Source organism: Sulfuricurvum sp. (assembly GCF_028710345.1).
In the GTDB taxonomy this organism is placed as follows: Bacteria; Campylobacterota; Campylobacteria; order Campylobacterales; family Sulfurimonadaceae; genus Sulfuricurvum.
The window spans coordinates 380085-405828 of record NZ_JAQTUH010000001.1; the positions used below are offsets into that span (position 1 = coordinate 380085).

Consider the following 25744-nt stretch of genomic DNA (forward strand, 5'->3'; position numbering starts at 1 on the left):
TCAATAAAACTCTCAAAGCTGTCCAATCATTGCTTTGGGAGGGTGTACTAATTTGATTAATTGTGGAAAACCAAATCAAATCAAATACATTATTTAAAATATATGCTAAACTTATTTAAATTATTTGGATTCAAATATGTTAAGGGTATATAATGAGAGCCTCAATTTCCTTCCTAATCAGTATCTTTAGTATAGTTTTGATATTGTCATCATGTGGCTCTTCTGATAATTCGTCAACTTCTGATAGTGTTGTCAGTATAGATCGTATTGATATAAACAGTAGCACCCCGTATATCGGCATTAATATTAGTCAATTGAGTTATTGGGACGGTGCAAATGCCATGGTTGACATGGTTTTTGAATCTGAGTTTCGATCTAGCGAATGGGGATACGATGTAGGAGCAGATGTCGATGGAGCTCCTACACAGGATTTTAATCTCATTTTTTCATCACGAAGAGTTGCAATCGGGACGTATAAGCTTGTCTTTAAAGGAGAAGCTGAGCTTTATGTCTCCGGTACTCCTGAGATAGATGGTGAAGCAAGCCCTTATATTACAAATCTTGTTTATGATGCAACACACAATCTTACAACAGCTGATGTTGTAATCCCAAGCGTTATTACTAATAATTCGTATATTAATTTTAGCAACACTCGTCGTACATCAACATCTGCATTTCATAGTGGTGTTACGGATATCCATTTATGGCGTTCGAGCTATCCAACAGATGGTTCAGTTATTTTTACCAAAGAGTTTCTTAGGGCAATGAAATCGTTCCATTTAATTCGATGTATGGAGTTTATTTCTACCAATGAAAATGATTCGGTGAATTGGTCAGAACGGACAACGATGCGACACTTGGGACGACCGATAAGTGGTCGTGAACAACCTTGGGAGTTAATGGTTCTCTTGGCAAATGAAACGGGTAATGATCTATGGATTAATGTTCCTACTCGAGCAAATGATGACTACATCACTAAGCTTTCTCAACTTTTACGTTATGGATCAGATGGGATAAATCCTTATACATCAGTGCAACAAAATCCTATCTACCCACCTTTAAAAGAGGGGATACGTGTTTATGTTGAATATGGAAATGAGCTTTGGAATCCTGGACCGGGATTTAGTGGATTTTATTGGGCTCGCGATTTTGCTGATGTAGCTCGCGCTCAGTTAAATCATCCCATAAATTATGACGGTACCGTTACGGATGATCAATATCTGGCACTTCGCCGTTGGATAGCGTATCGTTCCTCCGTGATCAGTTTAACCTTTAGAAGGACTTTTGGCGATAAAGCGATGATGAATACGGTACGTCCCATCCTCTCTGCTCAAGCGAGTAACGGGAATGCATATTTGAGTGAGGAGCTTAAGTGGGCAGAGGGATTTTATGGAAAGATTCGCAACAATGCTCCCTATAACGATACTCTTCGAACTGTTAATGAATTGTGGTGGGGAGGTGGTGGAGCGGCTTACTACGATTCAAATGTCTCTCCGTCAAGTTCATCTCAAGCTACAATGAAAGGGTATTTTGATGGGCTTCCAACGGATGATTTTGCAAAAATGGTTGCTATTGATGCTACATGGACACGAGGATTTGGATTGGCGAATGTCGCTTATGAGGGGGGGCCAGAACCTGGTGGAAGTGCATTAGGAGGAACTGATGGAAACTCAACCCTATCCGCTTTGTACAATGCAGATACAAGAATGAAAGAACGAATGATTGATGCCCACCGAATTTTTGAAGGAAATGGTGGTCAATTATTTGTCTACTACGTTTATAGCAGTTCCATTCCATGGAGTTTTGTCAATGATGTAACACCATCATTAGTTTCAGATACTAATACAACTAAACTTCAGGCGACACAGTTTATACGTTATGCCCCAAAATCGGCTCCCACGTTGGGTACTCTTTTGCCTGCTACAATCAGCCTTCATGACATGGATAAATCAATTATAATGGATAGTGAGGCAGGATGGGGGTACGATGGTATGGCGTATCGTCTAAGTCCAAGAACCGATACTACACATGGCGAATTTGCACTTATTCCTGTTCGCAGTGCAGAAACAAAAGTTTATCGCGTCTCGCTTGTCAATTATGATCCCCCACAAGGTGCTCAGATAGAAATTCTTATAGACGGTATATCAGCAGGTATATGGACACTTCAGGGGTTCGTCGATGGTCAGGCTCATGTTAGTTCATCACTTAGTGTGACGATTTCAAAAGGATTGCATATTGTGAGAATTCGATCACTACAAGGAACGCTCTGGATGAAAGAACTCTCTGTCGCAATTTAAACGTAAAAATATAAACTTTTCTATACTATGTGTCATAAATCATTATGAGGGACAGAGATGAAGAGAGTAGTATTGAGTATTGTCACAATGGCTATAGCGATAAATGCCGGTGAGATTTCTAAAGTAAGCCATGATAAATTGAAATACTATATCAATAGGGATACTGATACATGCGAATATTCACAAGTACTGGTTGAAAATAGCTACGACAAAACATTTAAAAATCAAGATGATGCTTTAACATTTATGGTCAAGGATTTTGAAAAAGCGTATAAAGGCAAATGTAAAGCTTTTGAGAATAAAGAAGAAAAAAGTGTTGATATCTTTTGTAAAGGAAAAGTGAATGACGATGATATCAATATCATCTTTTTCTCGGATAAAGATAGCTGTACCGTGTGGAATGAAAAAGATTTAGCGCATCAAGCGTTGGTGAGTAGTAATGATATGCAACTCGATTACATGAGAGATGGTTTAAAAGATTTTCAGTGGATATATAATGAAAAAGAAGATAAATGTTATCCGACATTAGAACTGTTTAATGCTACGATGAGCCAAAAACCTATTACAAAAGGGTATGTGGCGAAAAATATGAGTGGCTACTTCGATAGTTTTCGTACTATTATGAATGATTCTGAGACAGTAGTAACGGTATATATGGATGATAATAGAGCAAAAATAGAGATGAAGTCTCCTAATGGCGAAGAGAGTACTTTTTATTATGGTTCAACCATGGATAATTGTAAGTCATGGAAAAATGCGACTAACTAACGGTTAGGGATAATCATCTCTAATTGTTCATGCGTAACACCATACGATTTTAGTAATAATGAAGCGGTGGTAATATCACCATTCTCAAGTTTTATTGTTGCACTATACACTCTGCCAAGTATACCCGATGAGACGAGTAGAGCATCTTTGATCTCATCGCTAGGGTGAAGATCGTGTATGATTTGTTCTATTGGAATATTGAGTAAATTTTCAAGTAGTGAATACAAAGCAACCAAGCGTGCGCTTTCGATAAGGGAAGGATTGGCATTTGGGGATGCTAAGGTAAGTAGTTTGAGTACTAAATTTACCCGTTTTTGAGATAACAGAGTACATTCGTTGACTTCACCTGTAGAGCTTGTCCCTGATTTGGAATAGATAATGAGTAATAACCATTGCATAAATGCATTTTTCCCCATTCTCTCTATCATCTCTTTTACTGATGAGGCTTTATCAAGATGTTGGGGTGTTGTTGAGGTTAAAAACTGGATGAGTTGCAACGATAATGCACACTGCTGTTTGAAGGAGTTATAAATTTCTTCGAATGAGGCATCGCTTTGTAAAAGTGAGAAGAGGGAGAGGACATCACCGTTTTTCGGATCAATATGGTTGTGGGTAATGAGATGGGATTTGGCGAAATAAAATCCTTGAAAATAGTGAAAACCTAACATTCGATAGGCTTCAAAAACTTCCAAAAATTCGATCCGTTGAGCAATGAGTTTCATCTGTCCATAAGGGTTTGGGCGAGAGTTTAACTGTTCAATATCGGTTTGATTAACATCAAATTTGGCGAACTCCATACATTCAAAAATGGGGGCAAATCTTTCAAAATAATCAGGGTTGAAAGAGGCGTTGTCGAGTGCAAAACGGTATCCGATGGAGTGATAATAGCGGATCGCTTCGTGTATTTGAGCCGTATGGCGCATATCTTCGGTCAGCTCAAAGACAAATTTATCTTTGGGTAGGGTACGGATAATATCGGTGAGGAGCAGTGGACCATCGGTATTAATAAATGCCAAATGATCACCGATACTCGACTTGGTCCCGATTTGATTCAGTAGATTGACTAACACGGAACTGGTAGCACGACGGGGGTCATCAAAACTACATTTTCCCTCTTCATCCCGATAATAAAACTCATATCCGAAAATCGTTTCATCCCCATTAAGAATAGGCTGACGTGCTAAAGTTGGTCTTTTAGTCATATTTTTATTGGCTTTATGTTATAGATATTATGAAGTGTAGCGTATTTTTATAATGATTTTCAAGAATAAATCATAAGGTTTTTCGATAGTGTGTTTTTTAGTAAAAAATAATCGATTTTGTAACATTTTTTAGTTTTTAATGTGATATAATCACTGGATAACCGTTCCTAAAGGGTCACAGATGGAGATGGTATTAACACTTATTGGATTGCCGATTTTGGCATCATTGCTTTTACTCTTATTCCCTGAAAAAAGGGTTCAATATACTATTGCCGTGATAACTTTGTTTATTCTCAGTGTGGTCTCTTTATCCCTATTTAATCGTGTTGAGGTATTATCGTTTCACCTTTCTCATACGATAAATGGTGCGATTGTTGCTGCTGATGTCGTACTGCTTCTTTTCTTCTTTTATCAAGGTAAACTCTTTCATCATTCAAAAGTGATGGCGCTTGCAGCGGTACAGTTGGTATTGTATGGATATATCGAGTCTATTGCTCCAGAGGCGGGATCGGCAGAGATTGTCGTCAATAATCTATCTGCATTTATGTTTTTGATTATCAATGGAGTGGGGGGGATTATCGTCCTCTATTCGGTCAAATATATGGAGGATGAACCGACGTCTCCTCTCAAAAAGCGTCTTTTTGTCGGGGGGATGCTGGTGTTTCTCTCGGTGATGAATCTCATCGTCATCGCTAACTCTATCCTCCTCTTCTTTTTCTTGTTCGAGATGACGACACTCGCATCGTATCTGTTGATAGCCTTTAGAAATGATGAAGTGAGTCGTGCCAATGCCCTCAAAGCCCTCTGGATGAATCAGATCGGCGGAGTGGTGATTTTACTGGGAGCTTTGGTGGCTATCATCGGGTTTAAGACAGTCATGTTCGATACATTATTACAAAGTTCAGGGGGGATGGTGTTGTTTTCTATCGCACTTCTCTCGATGGCGGCTTTGGTGAAGGGGGCTTCGATTCCGTTCGAGGGGTGGTTGCTTGGGGCGATGGTGGCACCCACACCCGTGAGCGCAATGCTCCATTCGGCGGCAATGGTTAAAATCGCCCCCTATCTGATCCTCAAGCTTGCCCCTGCGTTGGCGGTGAGTATGGTCGGAGGGATTATCTCGATTATCGGGGCGTTGGTGTTCGTGAGCGCTTCGTATTTGGCACTCTCACGCTCGGTGCTCAAAGAGATTTTGGGATATTCCACCGTGGCGTTGTTGGGATTGATGATGTCATTGGCGGCTATCGGGAGTGAGGAGAGTATGAACCTCGCGATGGCGTTGATGCTTTTTCATGCCCTCTCTAAAGCGTTGCTGTTTCTCTCTGCAGGGGTGTTGGAGCGTCTTCATCACGCCAAAGATATTGAGGATATGAAAGGGATGGTGACCCGTTCGCCCAAAACCGTCGGATTTATCCTCTTTGGATTTGTCTCGTTGACCCTCCCGCCGTTCGGTCTGTTTATGGGGAAACTCTTTGCGATCAGCTCTATCGCCTCACTGCTCAAAGAACACCCCTCCAATCTGATCATCCTCCTCTCACTGATCGTCGGAAGCGCTTTGATGGTACTTCTCTATTTTAAAGTGGCGTCGGCACTTCTCTCTGCCCCTTGCGATGTTGAAGCCTCCGAAGCGATTGCGATCCCGAGTGGTTTTAATGTGCCGTTGGTGTTGTTGAGTATTTTCATTGTGATCGGGGCGCTCGGCTACATTATGATGCAACACAATATTTTTGTCGTACTGTTGGCGTTGCCGATGCTCTTTGTTTTTGCTCTCCCCTCCTTGATTCGTCGGATGGATCGGTATGACCGTTCACAGCCGTATCATTGCGGTGAAAAAGAGCCGTTTGATGCGGCGTTAGTTTATTATGAACCCTCTAACAAAGTTCAGTTGCTTCTTTATTGGGGTTTCGGAATTCTCTTTGTCGCCGTAGCGATGGTAGGAGCGTTGTCATGATTTGGGTATGGATAGCTTTGGCTCCGATTTTAGGAGGATTGGTCTATGGGGGAGAGAGGGTATTACGGGCTCGGATGCAGCGACGGCAGGGCCCTCCGTTCTTGCAACCGTTTTACGATATGTTCAAACTTCTCGATAAACGGACATTGATCGTCCACGCTCCTCATGCTCTCCTCGCACTCGCCCATTTTTTCGTCTTGTGGTTCAGTGTCGCGGCGATCTTTTTGGGATGGAATCTCCTCTATATCATTTTTCTCCACCTTTTCGCCCAACTTCTCCTCATTTTAGCGGGATACAGCGTACGCTCCGCCTATTCGCATGTAGGAGCGAACCGAGAATTGCTGATGGTGGTGGCGTATGAGCCGATACTGATTTTGGTGGCGGTGGGGCTGTATCTGGTGAGCGGAAGTTTCGAGGTTTCACAGATCCTCAAATCTGGCGGTTACCTGAGCCAGTTGCCGCTGTTGTTTGCCGCATTGTTGATGATTATCCCGATCAAAGTGAAAAAATCGCCGTTCGATGTCGGTGAAGCGCATCAGGAGATTGTCGGTGGGGTCGAGATCGAGTACAGCGGGGTATTTTACGAGTTTTTGTATATGTCGCGGTTTCTCGAATATATCTTTATCTACAGTTTTGTTTACCTTTTCGGCGGCGAGTCGCATTGGCTAGGTGCAGTATTGGTCGCGGGGGTCTTTTTGCTCGTCAATCTCGTCGATAATGCGACCGTCCGTGTGAGACCTGCGCAGATGGTAAAAATCATCTATACGGTTGCAATGGGCTTGGCAATACTCAATCTCACGGGGGTGCTCCTATGAAATTCTTTACCCCTTTTCGGAAAAAATCACCGTGGGTATTGCACTACAATGCGGGGAGTTGCAACGGCTGTGACATCGAAATCCTCGCCTCCCTCGCCCCCAAATACGATCTGGAACGTTTCGGGGTGATTAACACGGGAAATCCGAAACAGTCCGATATTTTCCTCGTGACGGGTCCGGTGACCTACCGTTCCCGCGAGCGTCTCGTCGAGCTCTACTCCCAAATCCCTGAACCAAAAGTGGTCGTGGCGGTGGGATCGTGTACGGCGACGGGGGGTGTGTTTCGGGGGATGTACAACGTCGAAGACGGGATCGATCGTTATATCCCCGTCGATGTCTATGTCCCCGGATGTGCCGCATCGCCGCAACTCATTATCGATGCGATAGTTAAAGCTCTGGAAGTGCTCGAAGCGAAAAGTAAAGAGATCGAAAAGCCGTTCAAACTCTTCGGTGCAATAGAGACGATACATAATAAACTCAGCCGCCTCAACATGGCAACAAAGGTGGAACCTCATGCGAAAGATTGAAACGACACTCACGACGCTGTTGAGCGACATCGGAGCGTTTTACGAAGCGAAAAAATGGCATTTTCTAAGTGTTAACGGGATCGATTTGGGGGAAGGGAAGATCGAGCTCCAATGGATTTTCTCACAATATGGGGTTAAAGATGAAGTGGTGATTTATTATGCCCTGAGCGATTATGAAACCCCTGTCCCCTCGATTGTCACTCTGATCCCCTCCGCATTTATGGGAGAGAGGGAAATTGTTGATATGTTCGGGCTGAAAGTGGAAGGTGCGGTGAGTGGACTTTATCTCGATGAGGATTCATTGCCGCATCCGCTTAGGGGGGAATCATGAAAAAAACGATCCAAATCCCTCTGGGGTCACAGCATATTTCTCTATTGGAGCCGATACGGTTTAAGTTTGAGTGCGAGAACGAAAAAATCATCGGGGTAGATGCCGATGTTGGGTTTGTCCATCGCGGGGTGGAGCTGGCATGTACTCGTAGTTTTGAGTTTAAACAGGTGGGGTATGTTGTCGCCCGTGTTTGTGGTCTTTGCGCTATTACCCATTCGCTCTCGTATACGTTAGCCGTCGAAAAACTATTGGGCTATGTTGCAAATGATCGGATTAAATATCTGCGGATGTTGATGGTGGAGCTGGATCGTATCCACTCCCACATGCTCTGTCTCGCCCATACGGCGGAGAATGCAGGATTTGAAGCCCTCTTTATGCAGATTATGGGGGATCGGGAACTGATTATGGACGTTCAAGAGGCGATTAGCGGGAATCGTGTCCAGTTTGATTATATCTCCATCGGCGGAGTGAACCGTGATTTGACTCCCGAATTGGTGGCACTGATCCATAAAAACCTCGGATTACTATCAAATAAAATTGATACGCTGATCGGAATGTTTGACAATAACTGGTCGCTCTCGCTCAAATACAAAGGGGTAGGGGTGCTGAGTCTGGAAGATGCGTACATCTACAATGCTCTGGGACCGTTGGCTCGTGCGGCGGGATTGGCAACCGATGTCCGCGCTGAGACGAGTGATTTTCCTTATGAAGATATCGGGTATAAAATGATTCTTGAATCTAGCGGAGACATCCATGCCCGTAACTTCATCCGCCTTCGAGAGATCGTTAATTCGATAGAAATGTGCCAAAATATTGTGAATAACCTCCCAGTAGGAGAGATCCAAGAGAAGGCAAAAGGGAAACCCAGCGGCGAAGCGGTGGTTCGCGTCGAAGCGCCGCGCGGTGAGCTCTTTTATCTGGTGCGGGGGAGCGGTCAAAATATGCTGGATCGTGTTCGGATCAAAACTCCGACCTTTTCGGCGATTCCGGCGATGATGGAGGTCTTTAAAGGCGCTGAGTATGCCGATGCTCCCGCTATCCTCGCCTCGTTCGATCCGTGTATGTCGTGTACGGCGAAGTAGGAGGTTCAGATGTTTAAATCAATGTTAGAAGCATTTTTGAATCTCTTTCGACCGATCCGAACCCACCAATACCCTGCCGAAGAGATAGTTTTGCCGAGCGGGTATCGGGGACTGATCGAATACGGGATAGATGCGTGTATTTTCTGTGATAAATGCGAAAAAGTGTGTCCTCCTGGGGCGATCCTCTTTTTTCAGAATGAAGATGGGACGAAAATGTATCGCTATAACCCGTGGCTCTGTATCTACTGTGGCGAATGTGTTCGCGCCTGCCCGAAACCGCAGGAGGCATTGTGGCAAAGTGAAACGAAACAGCAATCTGCCCTAAAAGAAGATGGGGCAAACGATGGGTGGTTCGTGTGGGAAGCATCGTGCAAGGAGAGTCGCGAAGCATACGCGGCTGCTAAAAAATCGGCTAAAATTCAAAACAAGAGTGAGGAGTAGATGATGCGCATTGTTATCGTAGGAGGCGGGATCGCCGCTGTCTATATCGCCAATTCTCTGATGGAGAAGGCTCCAAAATCCGAGGTGGTGATTGTTTCGGATGAGAAACACCCTCCGTATGATCGGATCCATTTGTGTAAGTTGGTAGAGGATTGTAACTGTGTTGACTCGATTGAGCTGGAACTGCACCCGAAAGTGAAGCTGGAACTAGATCAAAAAATCATCTCGATTGATCCCGCTCAAAAACGGGTTTTCAGTGAACATGCCGCATTTCATTACGATAAGCTGATACTTGCTACGGGATCGGTGCCCAAATCGTTGTTTGATATTTCACACATTGAGAATGCGGCAACTTTCCGTTCTCAAAAAGATTGTGAACAAATTGCGCAGGGGATGATAGGTCGCAATGTGGTGATCGTCGGAGCGGGACCGATCGCGCTCGAATTGCTCGATACTCTCATGCGCAGTGACGCTCCGCAGAGTATCACCTTGCTTGTGCGTAAAAACTATCTCTACTCCGAGGTAATTAGCCGTGAGGGATTGGCACTGATTCAGGGGATTTTCGAAGCGGACAGCCGTGTAAGTATCCGATTCGGCGATCAAATCGTGGATAAAGAGGTTGAGGGAAATGTTATAACCAAGGTGTTGACCAAGCAAGGGGAGATCGACAATCCGTTTATTATTTTCGGGGTCGGTATCGATCCCAATATCCCCTACGCGCGTGACCTCCTCGAATGTGACAAAGGTATTTTGGTCGATGAGAGGATGCGTACCTCGGATGAGAACATCTACTGCGTCGGCGAAGCGGCACAGCTACGTGATGGAGGATTTATCGCAGGACGGGTCAAAGAATGCATTCTCCAAGCAGATGTGGCTGTCGCACATCTGCTTGGAGATGCAAACTCATCATTTAAAGAAGAGGTCTCGATCGACGGACTCAAAGTGGGATCATTTTTGTTCGCCGATGTCACCGCGACCGATTTCAACCCCAAAGATAGTGAGAACGAAACGATTTTGATCACGCATGGGGATCGGATCGATCAGTATATCGTTAATAATGATCGTCTGAAACGGTTTATCGGGATCAACACCAACATCGATCTTCTGGCACTCAAACGGTTGATTGAAACTAATTCACCGATTGATGCGGCGTATCTCTACTCGAACCGTTTGATGTCCGAATACGGGAAACTCGTCTGTAGCTGTGAGGGGGTGCATGAACTGGAGTTGGTCGAGATTATCAAAGAGAATGCGGTGACGTCGTTCGCTGAGCTCAAAGAACACTCAAAAGCGGGACGAACGTGCGGACGTTGCAAGCAGGATATTTGCGCGATTATCAGCGCAACTCCCGTCGATCATGAGGAAGCGGCACGGTTACGTGCTGAAAAAGTAGCGGCAGCTCAGGCAGCAGAACTGGAAAAAGTGCGCGCTCGGATCGAAAAATACAACCGACTTCACCCAAAAAATCAGCTGAGTGCCGAGAACTTCCATGAGGCATTAGAATCGTTTGAAATGAGCCGTGAGTTTAACCGCTGGATTTCGATGATTACCGCATCGATGCATCTGCATCCGCAGTTTGAGGGGGTCGTGGAAGAGGGGGTGACACAACTCAACAAAATCCCGATCATCTGGCTCGAACTCTCAGACTGTACGGGTAATTCGGAGGCGTTTATTAAAACCTCACACCCAAAAGTGGACGATTTGATCCTCAAATATATCTCGCTCGATTATCATGAGCTATTGATGGCGGCTTCGGGGGATCAGTCGGAGTCTGCTCTGGAGAGCATACTCCATAATGATAGCGGCAAATATGTCTTGATCGTCGAGGGGGCAGTTCCGTTAGGGATGGATGGGAAGTTCTTGCGTATCGGTCCTAAGGGCGAGACGGGGGTCGATTTATTGCGTCGCGTCGCCAAAAATGCCGCAGCGGTGATCGCGGTGGGATCATGTGCCTATGATGGCGGTGTCGTTGCCGCCGCGCCTAATCCGACGGGTGCGGTCGGGGTTGCCGAAGCATTGGGAAGAACTGATATTATCAACCTCCCCGGTTGTCCGACCAACCCGATCAATATCGTCGGAACGCTGTTGCAGTACATCATGTTCGATGAGTTCCCGAAACTCGATTCCAATAACCGCCCTGAATGGGCGTACGGTTTCCGTGTTCATGATAACTGTGAACGCAGAGGGCATTACGATGCCGATGAATTTGTCCGTGAGTGGGGCGATGAGGGGGCGAAGAAAGGGTGGTGCCTTTTTGAAATGGGGTGCAAAGGGCCATACGCCGATCTCAACTGCTCCCTCGTGAAATTTAATGAGGGGACGAGTTGGCCGGTACAGGCGGGGCATGGATGTTTCGCCTGCGGTCAGGGGAAAATCGCATTTGATAGCTATGCTAATAATCGTAAACTACCGGAGAGTGAAAATGAGCACTAAAAAAATTATTATTGACCCGATTACACGAATCGAGGGGCATTTACGGATCGAAGTGGAGATTGATGAGAATAATGTGGTTACCGAGGTATGGGCTTCAGGTCAGCTGTTTCGAGGGATCGAGACGATTTTAAAAGGGCGTGATCCGCGCGATTCGGGATTGATCGCTCAGCGCATCTGCGGGGTGTGTACGAATGTTCATTATCGCGCTTCGATCAGTGCGGTGGAAGCGGCGTACGGTATTGAAATACCTCATAATGCCGAGATTATCCGCAACCTCGTCACCCTCTCGTTGTTCGTTCAAGATCATATCGTCCACTATTATCACCTCCATTCACTCGATTTCGTCGATATAACGGGTGCGCTCAGTGCCGATTGTAGCAAAGCTGCCAAAGATGCAGAGCAGTGGGGTGAACACCCTTATCGCAATTCGGATGGGCATCTCGAAGCGATCAAAGAGAAGCTGGAAGGGTTTGTCAAAGCGGGACGATTGGGACTCTTTGCCAACGGCTACTGGGGACACACTGCTTATCGTTTCAGCCCCGAAGAGAATCTGATCCATATGAATCACTATCTTGAAGCGTTACGTATACAGCGTGAACTCTCTAAGGCAGTGGCGATTTTTGCGGGTAAAACACCCCATCCTCAAAATCTCGTTGTCGGAGGGGTGACAAGCGTAGCCGATATGCTCAACCCTCAGCGACTGAACGACTTTTTGTTTATCATCAAAGAGACGAGGGACTTCATCGAACGTGCCTATATCCCCGATATGGTGATGCTCGTCAATGCCTACCGTGACTCTATCAAATCAGGTGAGGGCCGCGCTAGCGGTAATTTTATGTGCTGCGGCGGATACCGATTCGGTAAAGATCAGCAGCTCTTTAGTAGCGGCGTGATTAAAGGGCATGATTTTGAGAGTGTCGAGCCGTTTGATTCGAGCAAAATCACAGAAGAGGCATCTCGCTCATGGTATGAGAACGATGCTCCCCTCTCACCGTATGAGGGAGAGTCGACACCGTTTTATACCGATTTAAACGATGATGGATCTCTCAAAACCGAGGGAAAATATACGTGGGTCAAAGCACCTCGCTATGATGGCGAAGTTATGGAGGTGGGACCTTTAGCTCGTATGATTATGGGATATGTCCAAAACTCTCCCGTCGTTCGTCCCTATATGGAGCGATTTATGAAACGCTCCGGGATGGAGCTGATTGATTTCTCTACGACGATAGGGCGCAATGCCGCGCGCGCTGTTGAAGCGCAAATCTGTTGCGATTATCTGTTTGACACGATGAGTGATTTGATCGAAAATATCAAATATTACGATGAGACGACGTGGACGAAATATGTGTTTGAAGAGCTTCCCCATGAAGCAAAGGGAGCAGGTATTTTCGAAGTGCCGCGCGGGGTTTTAGGTCATTTTGTCCGTATCGAGGAGGCTAAAATCGCCAACTATCAAGCGGTAGTCCCGACGACGTGGAATGCTTCGCCCAAGGGAGCCAAAGAGGGACGCGGAGCGTATGAGGAGTCGTTGATTGGGATTCGCCTCGCCGATCCATCTGCACCGTTAGAGGTGTTACGCGCGGTTCACTCATTCGATCCATGTCTCGCGTGCGCGGTGCATGTAATCGATGCGACGGGAAAAGAATTATCACATTATAAAATAATGAATAGTTGTTCGGTATAATACAAAATAGAATTTGTTTCATTCGTCATTCCCGCGTAGGCAGGCATTGTGCCCCCTGCGGGTAAATCCGGCTCTTTTTTTAAGATGGATCCCCGGGTCAAGCCCGAAGATGACAATGTAAAGGAAGTATTTTGGCACGACCTACAAAAGAAGAACGTAAAATCTCCATCATGACCAAAGCATTGGAGCTCTTCTCCAAAGAGGGATTTTACCAAACCACAATGCCCACCATTGCCGAAAAAATCGGGATGAGTGTGGGTAACCTCTATAACTATTTTACCTCCAAAGAGATGCTGGCAAAAGATCTCATCCTCTACATTGCCAATATTTTGGGTGAAGAAATCCGAGCCATCAATGAAAGCGGGGTGGGTACGCAAGAGAAAATCGAAGCGATTGTCCACATGTATTTCCGTGTTGCTAAAGATCGACCTGAGACCATCGAGTATTTTTTACGGGTTTATCTCTCTAACCGCGAAGTATTTCAAAACTGCTGTGAGGGGATGATTTGCGTCTCCGCATTTGTCACCGAGATGATGATTTTCTTCGAAGAGGGTGTTCGGTGCGGTGAGTTGAGAGACCAAGATTTTTTTAGTGCGTTCGGTCTTTTTATGGGGTATTTGGGGGGGATGGTATTTATCCATGGAGAAAATATCCTCCCCAAACCGTTAGAAGAGTATGAACACACCATCGCCGAAAATATCTACTATGCCCTCAAAACCCGCTAAAGTCATCTGGCTACAAGGGATTACCTGCAACGGCAATACCCACTCGTTTCTAAACGATCCCTCACTGGGGGCTCTTTTAGAATCTATCGAATTCATCCACCATCCGATTCTACCCTGTAAAAAAACACTCAAAGAACTCGTCAAAAAACTTCCTAAATCGGATATTTTGATTTTCGAGGGGGCGTACCGAGCCGATTTTGAGCGTGCAGGGGTGAAGATGGAAACCCTTTTAGTTACCCTTGCCTCTAAAACCAAACATATTATTGCATTGGGCAGTTGTGCGAGTTTCGGAGGGATTTTTAAAGAGGCTTCCCCCGAACATATCAGCGGAATACTTTTTGATAAAGAGAGTGAGAGCGGTCCTTTGCAGACACTGCGTAAAAAAGTGATTACCCTCAGCGGATGCCCCATCCATCCTAAATGGCTCAGTTTTGTCCTCGATATGATCGTTCAGGGAAAAAAAATCACTCTCGATGAGTACCGCCGTCCCAAAGAGTTGTACGGCTATCTCGTCCACAACGGCTGTTTGCGTAATGAGTATTTCGAGTGGAAAGTAGACAGTGATCATTTCGGAACCAAAGAGGGGTGCTTGTACTACGCCCAAGGGTGCCAAGGCCCCTTTACCCACGGTAGTTGTAACAAGATTCTCTGGAACGAAGTGAGCTCCAAAACCCGCGCCGGAACACCGTGCGTCGGATGCACCGAACCCTCATATCCGAGAACAGAACTCTTTAGCACCAAAACCTATATGTCGATTCCCGCTGAGATGCCGCTGGGAATACCGAAACGGAGCTATCTAGCCCTTGCGGGGGCGGCGAAATCGTTTCATATTAAACGGCTTGAGGGGAAATTAATCGATGATAACGCATGAACTAATCGAGCGAATCGAGGGGGAAGCGGTACTTGATTTTAGAACCGACAAAAGCGGAACCGTCCAAGAAGCCGACATCCGATTTGTCCATTTTCGGGGGATGGAAGCGATTTTGGAGGGGCGTAACGCCCTCGATGCCCTCGTCATCGCTCCGCGTGTTTGTGGTATCTGCGGACACTCCCATCTCATCGCGGCGGTGCGGATGATTGAGAACGTCTACATCGATGCGGGATTTTCGCTTTCTATCAGCCCCAAAGCGCATGCAATCCGCGAAATCACCCTAGAGTGCGAACTGATCCAAAACCATATCAAATGGCTCTATCTCGTGATGCTCCATGAGAGCGGTAAACTCTTGGGAGAAGAGGCGAATGTATCGCTAAAAGCCCTTTATGTCACCTCGCAAATCAACCAACTCAGTGCCCTTTTCAGCGGGCAATGGCCACACAGCTCCTACGCCATCCCCGGAGGGGTGACGTGCGATCCAACCCATATCGAGGTGATGCAGGCGTTGAAAATCCTCAGTGAGGTAGAGCAGTTCGTTGCCAAAGAGGTTTTGGGATGTCCGTTAGAGAAGTTCGAGTTGCATCTAAAAAGCGATTCGCACCGTGCGCTGGAGGGGGATTTCTCGAAACTCTTGCACCAGTTTGAGAAGTTAAATCTGCTGAATACGGGAAAAAGCCACGGACGGTTTTTGGTTTTAGCCGATAACGGAGGCTCACTCGACAACGGTGAACGAAGCGTCGCCGATGTTGCCCTCGTGAGCGAAGACAGCTCCCACACCTTTGCTCACGGTGGTAAAACTCATGCTAAAAATGCCCTCTACAGAGGAGCATTTTACGAGGGCGGACCACTCGCCCGCGCTCTTATCTCTGAGCGTCAGGGGATATCATCGCTTTATCAGAAGTATGGGGATTGTGCTATGACACGCTTGAGTGCCCGTATCGATGAGATGGTAACATTGATCGTTCATGTTCGCTCATTGCTCACATCCCTTGACCTCTCGCAACCTTCGTTTACACCTCCTTCCTCCATTCTGAGTATCAGCGGTTCTGGGGTAGGAATCGTCGAAGCTCCGCGCGGATCGCTAATCCATCGTGCCAAAATTGAGAAGGGGAAAATAGTAGAGTATTCGATCATCACCCCGACGCAGTGGAATCTGGGTAACGGAACGGCTTCCAATCTCGGTGTGGCGCAAAAGGCGATGATCGGAGCCGAATCGATAGCCAAAGCGTCACTCATCTTTCGCACTTTTGATGTATGCTCGGTTTGTACGACGCATTAACGAGAGTAAACGTTCTATCGTCTTTAAATAACATTTGAGATAGAATGCTTTTTATCAATTGTAGGAGGACTACAATGAAGACAATCGAAAATTACAAATTCCGTGACATGATCCTAAAAATCGGAAAAAAAGCGATCAAAGAGGCACAAGAACGGAGCCTTGCTAACGGTGTACCGAATGTATATCGTCGCGATGGAGTACCCTATTTTCAAATGCCAGATGGTGAAATCACCTCAAAAGTCCCGAAAGAGTACGAAGGGATTTATAAATAAATTTTTTGAGTATCCCGTTCGCCCTGAGCCTGTCGAAGGGTGTTTGATGCAAAATATATATAATGGATTGAAATGGAACCAGTCACAACAATAAGTGCAATATTTTCTAGTATCAAGACGGCAACAGATATTGCTAAACTGATTAAAGATAGTAATACATCTTTAGAAGAAGCCGAAATCAAACTTAAAATGGCAGACCTTATCAGTACACTCGCTGATATAAAAATTGAGCTTTCAGAGGTTCAAGTATCACAAAGAGAAAAAGAAGAAAAAATTTTAGAATTGGAAAAATTACTTTCCAAAAAAGAAAAAGTAACATTTAAAAATGATATGTATTGGATGGAAGGTGACGAAGTACCATTTTGTCAAGTTTGTTTTGAAAAAGATGCTAAATATCATCATCTTATAAGCGGACTTAATACTAATGGTTCAGCTATTTATCGATGTAAAATTTGCAATAATCAATATCTAAAATAATGTTATGACACCTATCACCGACAACATGGACGTATTCGCCGAGAAATTCGAGAACATCGATCTCCACGGCAAAAAGATTATCAAAGCCGAATTCGATGACTGCACTTTCGTCTCGTGTGATTTTAGCGAGACCTTTTTCTCCTCCTGCAAATTTACCGAATGCCGTTTTGAAAACTGCAATCTGAGCCTGATGAAACTCACCAGTAGCAAAATGAGCGATGTCGAGTTTGTCTCGTGCAAGATGATCGGGATCGATTGGACGATGGCGGATTGGAAGAGTTTGCTTAATGCCGACCCCTTGCGTTTTCGTGAGTGTATCCTCAATGACAGCAATTTTTTCGGTCTGAATTTGGAAGGGTTGGTGATGCGGGAGTGCCGAGCCAAAGAGGTTGATTTTCGCAACGGGACGTTTCAAAAAGCAGACTTTAGTTTGAGCGATTTCAAAGGGGCGTTGTTCGGAAACACCCACCTCGAAGGGGTGAATTTTACCGACTCCTCCAACACTTCTATCGATGTACGCTCCAACCATCTCAAAGGGGCAATTTTCAACCGTTATGAGGCACTGTTTCTTCTCGAATCGATGGGGATTGTACTGGTTGATTAAATGAACTTCTTGAATAACTCTTTTGGGATGGATCCCCGGGTCAAGCACGAGGATGACGAAAGGCGTCATTCCCGCGAAGGCGGGAATCCAGCTTTTATAAAAATTTAGAGTATGCAATATAATATTTCACCTTCATCTCTATTTGTCCTAAAATTAAATAACAAACTAATTTATTAAATTAAATTTTATCTTTTAAATATTCGTTTAAGTTATCGAGGCATACAATACTGAATGATTGTTCATTAATTATTTGAGGAGGGGATTATGTCCGATAGAGTAGAAGCGGTTAAAAAGCTGTTCACTTCGAAAAGTTCGCGCGTCGAAACGAACAAAGGTGAGTCGTATTATCAAGACCTGTTCGAAAAATGTGAGGCGCGTCTGAATGAGATGCGTGCTCTTGCGCCAGCAAACAAACTCGATTTTAGCGATCTTTTAGAAGAGAACGGGATTGATCGACGTGAGTTTATGAAATGGGCGAGTGCAACGACAGCGATGTTGATGCTCCCTCCTATGTTTACACCGCTTGTTGCGGACGCGGCGGTGATGATGAATCGCGCTCCTGTTATTTGGTTGGAACTTCAAGACTGTGCGGGTAACTCCGAAGCTCTTTTGCGTGCCGATGGACCGAAAATCGATGAGATTGTCCTCGACATCATCTCCCTCGAATTTCATGAAACGCTCCAAGCCGCTGCAGGTCATCAGGCTGAGAAACAGCTCGATGAAGCAATGGAACATTTCAAAGGTAAATACCTCCTTTTCGTAGAGGGTGCTATCCCTATGGGAATGGATGGTCAATACGGAACCATCGGGATTAAAGCCGAAACATTCCATGATCATCTCGTCCGCTGTGCTGAAAATGCCGCTGCGGTTATCGCAGTCGGAAGCTGTGCGACATTTGGAGGGATTCCTGCTGCGGCTCCGAACCCTACGGGTGCTGTTGGAGTTATGGACGTTATCAAAAACAAACCTCTTATCAATATCCCCGCCTGTCCTGCGAACCCTGCCAATATGGTGGGTGTAATCTTGCACTATGTATTAACTGGACAAGTACCTGAACTCGATTCACTTCTCCGTCCGAAATTTGCATTCGGTTATCGTATCCATGATAACTGCGAACGCCGTGCACACTTCGATGCGGGTGAATACGTCGAAGAGTGGGGCGATAAGGGTGCTCAAAACAACTTCTGTCTCTACAAAATGGGATGTAAAGGACCGATGACGTTTAATAACTGTTCTATCGTCCGTTACAACGAAGCGGTGAACTGGCCTATCGGGGTAGGACGCGGATGTATCGGTTGTTCGGAACCTGATTTTTGGGATAAATATGCGTATGAACGTCCGATGGCGGATGCTAAAATCAAAGCACCGACGGGCGGCGTAGAGAAAAGTGTGGATGAATTCGGGTTGGGCATGTTGACCGCAGCCGGTATCGGTATTGCGATTCATGCAGCAGCAAGCGCCGTAGCAGGTAAACGAGAAGAAGGAGAGAGCCATGAGTAAGCACATTGTAGTAGACCCAATTACCCGTATTGAGGGGCATTTACGTATTGAAGCGGTTATTGATGACAACAATACGATTGTAGACGCGTACAGCGCATCGACAATGTTCCGTGGGATTGAAACGATTTTGCAAGGGCGTGATCCTCGTGACTGCGGATTGTTGGCGATGCGTATTTGCGGTGTTTGTACCGGTACTCACTATCAACGCTCTATCGAAGCAGTAGAAGATGCGTTTGCTATTACGATTCCTAAGAATGCTCGTATCGTGCGTAACCTTATCCAAGGTGCGTTGTATGTGCACGACCATGTCGTCCATTTTTATCACCTCCATGCGCTCGATTTCGTGGATGTCGTCTCCGCACTCTCAGCTGATCCGGCTAAAACAGCGGCAGAAGCTCGTAAATGGGCAACCGTAGCAGGCTCAACGCCGTACATCGACGGTGAGAGCGAATTTAAAGCAATTCAAGAGCGTGTCGCAAAATTTGTTAAACAAGGGCGTTTGGGGATTTTCGGAAACGGTTATTGGGGTAATCCTCACTATAAACTCACTCCGGAACAAAACCTTATCGGAGTTGCCCACTATTTGTTGGCACTTGACGTTCAACGCGATATGGCAAAAATGCAGGCGATTTTCGGGGGTAAAAACCCGCATCCGCAATCTATCGTTGTCGGTGGGGTAACCTGTGTTCAGGATATTCAAAACCCTGCACGTCTTGCATTGTTTAAATCGCTCCTTCTTCAAGGGACGAAGTTTGTTAAAGAAGCCTATTTGCCAGACGTTTACATGGCGGGAACGATGTATGCGGGTGAAGCAACAGACTCTAAAGCAACTTTCAGTGAATTGATGGGGGGCAAAGGGGTCGGTGGAACCGGCGGCGGATTGCTCAACTTTATGAGTTACGGAGATTTCCGTCTCGATGATACAGGATTCTATAAATCAGCACTTCTCTTCCCTAAAGGGGTCGTGATGGGTGGAGATATCTCCAAAGTCCTTCCGTTGGATGAAGCAAAAATCATGGAAGACGTGACCCACTCATGGTATAAAGGGGATAAACCTCTCCATCCGTATGATGGGCAAACAATCCCAGAATATACAGGTCTTGATCGCAAAGAAGATGGAAACGCCTATCTTAAAACCAAAGAGAAATACAGCTGGATTAAATCACCGATTTATAACGATGCTCGCGTCGAAGTAGGGCCGTTGGCACGTATGGTTATCGGTGTGGCGGCTAAAGATGAGCGTATTACCAAATACGTGACCAACTTCCTCAAACGGGGTAATCTTCCGGTTACTGTCCTCTTTAGTACCGTTGGACGTACTGCGGCTCGCGCCGTTGAGACGGAACTTATGGCGGATGTGATGGTGGAGTGGATTGATGAACTCGCTAAAAACGTTTTATCGGGTGATAAAAGCACATGGACTGATTTTGACTTTGATAAAGTCAGTGTGAGTGCAAAAGGTCGCGGTATGGCGGAAGCACCTCGTGGAGCACTCGGTCACTGGGTAAGCATCGCTGATGGTAAAGTAGCGAATTATCAAGCTATCGTTCCATCGACATGGAATGCGGCACCACGTGATCATAAAAATCGTTTGGGTGCGTATGAAGCGAGTTTGATCGGGACGAAAGTAGCCAACCCTGAACAACCGTTGGAGATAGTACGTACTATTCACAGTTTTGACCCTTGTATCGCTTGTGCGGTTCACGTTGTCGATACCAAAGGTAAAGAGCTTGCTGTTTACAAAGTAGATACTTCCTGTAGTATCTAAGGAGAGCATTATGAGCTACAAACAAGTTAAACGGATGACTCCCGCCATGCGGATCATCCACTGGGTGAATGCGTTTAGTATGATTGGTGCTGTCATAACAGGGCTTTATATCGGTCATCCGTACTATCAAACGTTCATCGCTGATGGTGCAGTCGATAAATATGTGATGGCATGGAATCGTTACGGGCACTTTATGATTGCGATTATTTTTGATGTTACATCGGTGATCATCGCCTATTTGTATTTTTTCAGCCGTTTTGAAAAACCGTATAAAAAATTGATACCCAATGGAAAAAATGTAACTGAATTTATTGCCGTTTTGGTCAATTTATTGACGCTAAATCGTAGTAAAAAATTTGATTCATCGCATGCAGACAGTTTTAATACCGTCTATTTTACGATTTTTCATATACTGCTCATTTGGATGCTTCTCACAGGGCTACAAATGTATGTACATGGATTGGAATCGGGAATCAGCTCTATCGGGGCATGGTGGCCGTGGTTGTTGCATATTGCAACCGATTGGACGATTCCATTTACGGGCGGAACATTGATGGATGTCCGTATTTCACATCATGAAACTATGTGGTGGATTATCTGCTGGGTCGTGTTTCATATCTACTACCAAGTGTGGAGAACGATTTTCTGGAAAGAAGGCGATATTGCCATCGTTATCGGCGGTTCTAAATTCGTCAAAGAATAATTTAGCGAGTTAATTCTGTCATCGTGAACTCGTCACCCTGAACTTGATTCAGGGTCTCATAATTAGATGCTGAATCAAGTTCAGCATGACAAATGTTAGTACAAGATGACAGAAAAAAATAGTCTTTTTATCACTTTCAAATGTGAATGTGGTCAAAGTACTATACTTTAAAATGATCAAAGGTCCATCATGGCATTCGCATTGGAGTTGATAACTCCGTTCTCCCAACCCACGATTAAAAATTATGTTATCTCCATTATTCGCTCTTTCGGACTCAAAGCGGTCGTTCATCAACAAAAAAACAAAATTATTTGCGCGTTTGATAAGAGTGACGAGAAGCTTCAGGGATGTTTGGAAGTGATTGCTAATACGTTGCCCGCTTCGTGTTTTATGAGTAGCTCACAGCACTATGAGCTAGAGGGGGAACCCGAATCAATTCCTGATTTCGATGTGGAATATCCGCCGTCACTCGGATTATGCCCCTCGTGTCAAAAAGAGATGTTCGATCCCTCCTCAAAACGGTACTATTACCCTTTTACCCACTGTACCCATTGCGGTGGGCAATACGGTTTTTTTGAAAAGTATCCGTACTTGCGCGAAAACACTGCATTAAAGTATCTTGTACCGTGTCCTGTATGTGAAGAAGAGAGCAAAAGCTTTGGGCGTCGTGAAAAGCAGGTTCTGAACTCTTGTCACTCTTGCGGCATCCCTGTCAAACTGATTCACAAAGATAAAGAGCGCTATGCGAACGATGCGGGGAGTTTTAGAACGTTGTTTGAAGTTGCCGCCAAAGCGTTGCGTGATGGCAAAACACTCCTCATGAAAACAACGATGGGGTATCGGTTGTTTGAACGCTTAGACAAGCTTCCTCAAGGCTCCGTATTAATGCTCTCTAATGCGATGAAAATCACCGACTATTGCTCTCTCATCAATGATGAGTTTAACGCATTACTCAGTATTGAGCGTCCGATTTTACACGTAGCACTCAAAGATGAAGCACTGCGCGAGACATTCGGAGCTTCGGTGGATGTCAAATACCCTGATGAGGGTTTCTCTATTCTTCTCGCTAAAGAGCTGAGCCTTTTAGGGATTGATTTTATCGCGTATACCTCTTTAGAAGAGCCATGTGAAGCCGATTTTGTAATGGATTTTGATTTAGAACTCAATCATCAAAGCGATATGCGATTGTTTATCAACAAGGACATTAAATTTATCGCTTCAGGGGAGAGGGTTTCGTTTCCCTCTCGTTTAGCATATGGAGCTGATACTCTGAGCATCGCACATGGTCTTGTTGGTATCAGAGATGAGCGAGGAGTACTGTTCGATCAAATCGGTCGCTTTGAGAGCGCATCAACGCTGAAAGTCAATCAATTGGACTCTGAAACACCTGCCGTAGAATCGGCTAACTTTCATCCGATAAGTGCCGATGAAGCCTCGTTTATGTCGGTGATCGCCGAGCATAATAAATTCGGAACCAAAGTCGTGGGTGCTTATTTCGAGGGGGAACCGTCGTTTCTCTATTATGACGGCAAAAAAGTGATTCGGGTTGTCCCTCCGAAACACTTTAGTGGGAGCGGTATCATCGAAGAAATGCGAGGATTACGCGAGGGGTCGGATCGCCTTATCGAGAGTGTCGAAAAAAACCATCCGCAGTTGCATGAAATTTTAATGAGAATCGAAAATAGCAATGTGAATCTTTTTGAAGCGACAGCGATGATTTTGGGTCTTCCTGAGGAGAGTTTCGAGGGAGTTGTAAAAGAGGCTTTGAAGTTTATCGGTAAAGGGGGGCTCCAAATCGATACCAAGGTGGAGGATAACCGTTTCAACCATGTTGCCTTTTTGGCAAGTATCATCAGTTATCGCCTCGCGGGTGTCGGTTCAGTGTATTTAAGCTATTCAATTTTCGAATCTTTTGGAGATTATTTTAGTGAACTCCTCACAGAAATAAAAGGGAAAACAAAAGCAACCGATATCGTGTTGTGCGGGTCGTATTTTGCAGGACAGTCGCTCTTTAGTCGTTTACAAAGAAATTTGAAAGCAACTCCGATTTTGATGAATCGAAGTTACCCGATAGGGAAGGAAAATTGTGTTGTCGGTGGAGTCTTTTTATGATTAAAAAATAGACAGTCGTGAGATTAAAAAACTGTTATAATCTGTTTTAGTTATTTTAATTCTAAGCATGGAGCTTTGTACATGACCATACATAATCGACTTATGATGACGGCAGGATTAACCCTGTTGGTTCTTCTTATAGTGAGCTTTTTATCCTATTCTACAACTGAATCGGTTCGTATTAAAGGTGCAGCATACAATCAGATTGCCGATTCCAAAGATCTTATAGCCGATATACTTCCCCCTCCCGAATACATTATCGAAGCACGCTTAGCAAGTCTTGAACTCGTAGAAGATTCTAAAAAATTTGATAGTAATGTCAAACGAATTTCGAGTTTGGAGAAAGATTTTAAAGACCGCCAAGAATATTGGGAAAAAAGCGGGTTGGATTCGAAATTAAAATCGATGATTACCAGTGAAGCAAAAACGACGGCAGAACACTATTTTGCATTGGTCAACGATAAATTAATTCCTCTCGTTAAAGAGGGACGTATTGATGAAGCGCGAGCATTTGCACATGGGGATCTCGAAAAGGCGTTTGAAAAACATTTTGAGACTATTAATCCTATAGTTAAAGAAGCTACAGAACAAGCTAAAGCCAATGAAACAGCTGCGGATGGATTGGTCAGCTCAGGGCACGTAAAAATGGCTTTTGCTGCAATTGGTGGATTTATTGTTGCTTTTCTCCTCTTTTTTCTTACAACACGACGTATCACTTCACGTTTGAGTGAATTTAAAAATGTAGCCGATGCTCTCTCCAGTGGAGATGCGGATCTCTCTCGTCGTATTAACTTTGAAGGGCACGATGAGATTGTGGAAGTGGCAAACTCTTTTAACCGATTTTTGGACAAAGTAGCCGATATCGCCCGTGATGCACAGCGTGATGCACAGAGTTCACATGTTGCTAATGAAAAGGCTAAAAAAAGTCTTGTCCATTCTGAGATGATGATTAATCTCTCAGGTCATATGACAGGAGGGGCTGTGAGCGGAGCCAAAGATTTGCAAGAATCGGCACAACATGCAGTAGCTAGTTTAGGAAATGTAAATATCTTAAATGAATCAACTGCTGAAGTGGTAGCTGAGGTTAAAGAGAGTACGGGAGGAATTATTGATTCAATTAATCACATTTCTGAAATGATTAATGAAAATCGTGATAATGCTCAACAGTTGCAAAAAAGTATCGGTGACATATCTCAGGTGATTGCTTTGATTAAAGATATATCGGATCAAACCAATCTTTTAGCCTTGAATGCAGCGATTGAAGCAGCACGTGCAGGGGAGCATGGTCGTGGCTTTGCTGTTGTTGCTGATGAAGTACGAAAACTGGCTGAGCGTACTCAAAAAGCGACTTCTGAGGTAGAAATGTCGATTAATATGCTCAAACAAAGTGCCGGTTCGATGGTTGAGAGCAGTGAAACAACTGAAGAATATGCAGATGATTCGACCCGAAAACTTGATGCTTTTACGCAATCATTGAGCGAGTTAATCGAAAAATCAGGGATTATTAAACGGGATAATCAGTTTATTTCGTATGAAATTTTTGGTATATTAGCAAAACTTGACCATTTAGTTTTTAAACTTAATGCTTACGGATCAATTTTTGATAATGAACTCAAAGCACAGTTTGGTGATCATCACGGATGTCGTTTGGGTAAATGGTATGAACATGGTGATGGAAAAACTGCTTTTGGAAATACCAATGCGTATCGTCGACTTGAAGAGCCACATAAAATTATTCATGACAATGTTCTTCGTGCTTTAGAGTGTGTTAAACGAGACGATTGTGTTGAACGTCGTGATGAACTTTCAGTCGCTTTTGGAGAGACAGAACGTCAAAGTACTATCCTTTTCGGGGTACTTAATGATATGATTAACGAAGCTAGAGGAAAAGCGTAAGTTTTA

The 25744-nt window shown here is 44.7% G+C and carries 22 protein-coding genes; 21 read left to right on the forward strand and 1 reads right to left on the reverse strand.

The features are described from left to right. Positions 1 to 152 precede the first annotated feature (152 nt). Together PHC76_RS02005 and PHC76_RS02010 are read left to right on the forward strand one after the other, a co-directional pair. Positions 153 to 2297: a hypothetical protein gene (locus tag PHC76_RS02005; RefSeq protein ID WP_300209753.1), complete on the forward strand. Its 2145-nt coding sequence runs from the start codon at positions 153 to 155 to the stop codon at positions 2295 to 2297. A 57-nt stretch (positions 2298 to 2354) separates the two neighbouring features. After that, on the forward strand, positions 2355 to 3065 hold the full coding sequence (locus tag PHC76_RS02010; protein ID WP_299975186.1) for a hypothetical protein: 711 nt from the start codon (positions 2355 to 2357) through the stop codon (positions 3063 to 3065). On the opposite strand, the gene PHC76_RS02015 is transcribed toward PHC76_RS02010, so the two are convergent. Beyond that, positions 3062 to 4267 (reverse strand): hypothetical protein, encoded by a 1206-nt coding sequence (locus tag PHC76_RS02015; RefSeq protein ID WP_299975189.1) that lies wholly within the window; start codon positions 4265 to 4267, stop codon positions 3062 to 3064. The genes PHC76_RS02010 and PHC76_RS02015 overlap by 4 nt on opposite strands. A 181-nt stretch (positions 4268 to 4448) precedes the next feature. Between PHC76_RS02015 and PHC76_RS02020 the strand changes: the two genes are divergently transcribed. The 19 genes from PHC76_RS02020 to PHC76_RS02110 all read left to right on the forward strand — a co-directional run bounded on the left by PHC76_RS02020 (position 4449) and on the right by PHC76_RS02110 (position 25738). Beyond that, on the forward strand, positions 4449 to 6215 hold the full coding sequence (locus PHC76_RS02020; protein ID WP_299975192.1) for a proton-conducting transporter membrane subunit: 1767 nt from the start codon (positions 4449 to 4451) through the stop codon (positions 6213 to 6215). After that, positions 6212 to 7030 (forward strand): complex I subunit 1 family protein, encoded by an 819-nt coding sequence (locus tag PHC76_RS02025; RefSeq protein WP_300209754.1) that lies wholly within the window; start codon positions 6212 to 6214, stop codon positions 7028 to 7030. Before PHC76_RS02020 ends, PHC76_RS02025 begins: the two co-directional genes overlap by 4 nt. Beyond that, a complete protein-coding gene (gene nuoB / locus PHC76_RS02030; protein ID WP_300209755.1) occupies positions 7027 to 7557 on the forward strand; it encodes an NADH-quinone oxidoreductase subunit NuoB in 531 nt (176 codons plus the stop codon). Before PHC76_RS02025 ends, nuoB begins: the two co-directional genes overlap by 4 nt. Continuing rightward, positions 7544 to 7888 (forward strand): NADH-quinone oxidoreductase subunit C, encoded by a 345-nt coding sequence (locus PHC76_RS02035; RefSeq protein WP_300209757.1) that lies wholly within the window; start codon positions 7544 to 7546, stop codon positions 7886 to 7888. The genes nuoB and PHC76_RS02035 overlap by 14 nt, the downstream gene beginning before the upstream one ends. Continuing rightward, complete coding sequence (locus tag PHC76_RS02040; protein ID WP_300209759.1) at positions 7885 to 8970, forward strand: nickel-dependent hydrogenase large subunit; 1086 nt, start codon at positions 7885 to 7887, stop codon at positions 8968 to 8970. The genes PHC76_RS02035 and PHC76_RS02040 overlap by 4 nt, the downstream gene beginning before the upstream one ends. A 9-nt stretch (positions 8971 to 8979) precedes the next feature. Beyond that, complete coding sequence (locus PHC76_RS02045; RefSeq protein WP_300209761.1) at positions 8980 to 9411, forward strand: 4Fe-4S dicluster domain-containing protein; 432 nt, start codon at positions 8980 to 8982, stop codon at positions 9409 to 9411. Between the two features lie 3 nt (positions 9412 to 9414). Then, positions 9415 to 11844, forward strand: a complete 2430-nt coding sequence (locus PHC76_RS02050) for a hydrogenase small subunit (RefSeq protein WP_300209763.1) — start codon at positions 9415 to 9417, stop codon at positions 11842 to 11844. Next, entirely contained in the window at positions 11834 to 13528 is a 1695-nt protein-coding gene (locus tag PHC76_RS02055) for a nickel-dependent hydrogenase large subunit (RefSeq protein ID WP_300209764.1), read from the forward strand. Before PHC76_RS02050 ends, PHC76_RS02055 begins: the two co-directional genes overlap by 11 nt. A gap of 131 nt (positions 13529 to 13659) precedes the next feature. After that, on the forward strand, positions 13660 to 14253 hold the full coding sequence (locus tag PHC76_RS02060; protein WP_299973870.1) for a TetR/AcrR family transcriptional regulator: 594 nt from the start codon (positions 13660 to 13662) through the stop codon (positions 14251 to 14253). Further along, positions 14234 to 15124, forward strand: a complete 891-nt coding sequence (locus tag PHC76_RS02065; protein ID WP_299973873.1) for a hydrogenase — start codon at positions 14234 to 14236, stop codon at positions 15122 to 15124. Before PHC76_RS02060 ends, PHC76_RS02065 begins: the two co-directional genes overlap by 20 nt. Continuing rightward, the gene (locus PHC76_RS02070; protein WP_299973875.1) at positions 15111 to 16406 is read left to right on the forward strand and encodes a nickel-dependent hydrogenase large subunit; all 1296 of its coding nucleotides are present in this window, start codon (positions 15111 to 15113) and stop codon (positions 16404 to 16406) included. Before PHC76_RS02065 ends, PHC76_RS02070 begins: the two co-directional genes overlap by 14 nt. Before the next feature lie 74 nt (positions 16407 to 16480). Beyond that, on the forward strand, positions 16481 to 16678 hold the full coding sequence (locus PHC76_RS02075; RefSeq protein WP_299973877.1) for a hypothetical protein: 198 nt from the start codon (positions 16481 to 16483) through the stop codon (positions 16676 to 16678). Positions 16679 to 16750: 72 nt separating this feature from the next. Then, on the forward strand, positions 16751 to 17155 hold the full coding sequence (locus tag PHC76_RS02080; RefSeq protein ID WP_299973880.1) for a hypothetical protein: 405 nt from the start codon (positions 16751 to 16753) through the stop codon (positions 17153 to 17155). 4 nt (positions 17156 to 17159) lie between these two features. After that, positions 17160 to 17759 carry a pentapeptide repeat-containing protein gene (locus PHC76_RS02085; RefSeq protein WP_299973882.1) on the forward strand — a complete coding sequence of 200 codons (600 nt, stop codon included), beginning with the start codon at positions 17160 to 17162 and terminating at the stop codon, positions 17757 to 17759. Between the two features lie 264 nt (positions 17760 to 18023). Next, positions 18024 to 19259, forward strand: a complete 1236-nt coding sequence (locus PHC76_RS02090; protein ID WP_299973884.1) for a hydrogenase small subunit — start codon at positions 18024 to 18026, stop codon at positions 19257 to 19259. Next, positions 19252 to 21027 (forward strand): nickel-dependent hydrogenase large subunit, encoded by a 1776-nt coding sequence (locus PHC76_RS02095; protein WP_299973886.1) that lies wholly within the window; start codon positions 19252 to 19254, stop codon positions 21025 to 21027. The genes PHC76_RS02090 and PHC76_RS02095 overlap by 8 nt, the downstream gene beginning before the upstream one ends. Before the next feature lie 10 nt (positions 21028 to 21037). After that, entirely contained in the window at positions 21038 to 21730 is a 693-nt protein-coding gene (locus tag PHC76_RS02100) for a cytochrome b/b6 domain-containing protein (RefSeq protein WP_299973889.1), read from the forward strand. Positions 21731 to 21919: 189 nt separating this feature from the next. Beyond that, a complete protein-coding gene (locus PHC76_RS02105) occupies positions 21920 to 23842 on the forward strand; it encodes a hypothetical protein (RefSeq protein WP_299973892.1) in 1923 nt (640 codons plus the stop codon). A gap of 81 nt (positions 23843 to 23923) precedes the next feature. After that, positions 23924 to 25738 carry a methyl-accepting chemotaxis protein gene (locus tag PHC76_RS02110; protein ID WP_299973895.1) on the forward strand — a complete coding sequence of 605 codons (1815 nt, stop codon included), beginning with the start codon at positions 23924 to 23926 and terminating at the stop codon, positions 25736 to 25738. Positions 25739 to 25744 lie beyond the last annotated feature (6 nt).

Coding starts and splice junctions, on each gene's coding strand:
- PHC76_RS02010 (WP_299975186.1), top strand. CDS start 2,355: ATGAAGAGAGTAGTATTGAGTATTGTCACAATGGCTATAGCGATAAAT.
- PHC76_RS02035 (WP_300209757.1), top strand. CDS start 7,544: ATGCGAAAGATTGAAACGACACTCACGACGCTGTTGAGCGACATCGGA.
- PHC76_RS02075 (WP_299973877.1), top strand. CDS start 16,481: ATGAAGACAATCGAAAATTACAAATTCCGTGACATGATCCTAAAAATC.
- nuoB (WP_300209755.1), top strand. CDS start 7,027: ATGAAATTCTTTACCCCTTTTCGGAAAAAATCACCGTGGGTATTGCAC.
- PHC76_RS02070 (WP_299973875.1), top strand. CDS start 15,111: ATGATAACGCATGAACTAATCGAGCGAATCGAGGGGGAAGCGGTACTT.
- PHC76_RS02090 (WP_299973884.1), top strand. CDS start 18,024: ATGTCCGATAGAGTAGAAGCGGTTAAAAAGCTGTTCACTTCGAAAAGT.
- PHC76_RS02015 (WP_299975189.1), bottom strand. CDS start 4,267: ATGACTAAAAGACCAACTTTAGCACGTCAGCCTATTCTTAATGGGGAT.
- PHC76_RS02055 (WP_300209764.1), top strand. CDS start 11,834: ATGAGCACTAAAAAAATTATTATTGACCCGATTACACGAATCGAGGGG.
- PHC76_RS02095 (WP_299973886.1), top strand. CDS start 19,252: ATGAGTAAGCACATTGTAGTAGACCCAATTACCCGTATTGAGGGGCAT.
- PHC76_RS02065 (WP_299973873.1), top strand. CDS start 14,234: ATGCCCTCAAAACCCGCTAAAGTCATCTGGCTACAAGGGATTACCTGC.
- PHC76_RS02105 (WP_299973892.1), top strand. CDS start 21,920: ATGGCATTCGCATTGGAGTTGATAACTCCGTTCTCCCAACCCACGATT.
- PHC76_RS02025 (WP_300209754.1), top strand. CDS start 6,212: ATGATTTGGGTATGGATAGCTTTGGCTCCGATTTTAGGAGGATTGGTC.
- PHC76_RS02110 (WP_299973895.1), top strand. CDS start 23,924: ATGACCATACATAATCGACTTATGATGACGGCAGGATTAACCCTGTTG.
- PHC76_RS02080 (WP_299973880.1), top strand. CDS start 16,751: ATGGAACCAGTCACAACAATAAGTGCAATATTTTCTAGTATCAAGACG.
- PHC76_RS02085 (WP_299973882.1), top strand. CDS start 17,160: ATGACACCTATCACCGACAACATGGACGTATTCGCCGAGAAATTCGAG.
- PHC76_RS02005 (WP_300209753.1), top strand. CDS start 153: ATGAGAGCCTCAATTTCCTTCCTAATCAGTATCTTTAGTATAGTTTTG.
- PHC76_RS02100 (WP_299973889.1), top strand. CDS start 21,038: ATGAGCTACAAACAAGTTAAACGGATGACTCCCGCCATGCGGATCATC.
- PHC76_RS02050 (WP_300209763.1), top strand. CDS start 9,415: ATGCGCATTGTTATCGTAGGAGGCGGGATCGCCGCTGTCTATATCGCC.
- PHC76_RS02045 (WP_300209761.1), top strand. CDS start 8,980: ATGTTTAAATCAATGTTAGAAGCATTTTTGAATCTCTTTCGACCGATC.
- PHC76_RS02040 (WP_300209759.1), top strand. CDS start 7,885: ATGAAAAAAACGATCCAAATCCCTCTGGGGTCACAGCATATTTCTCTA.
- PHC76_RS02020 (WP_299975192.1), top strand. CDS start 4,449: ATGGAGATGGTATTAACACTTATTGGATTGCCGATTTTGGCATCATTG.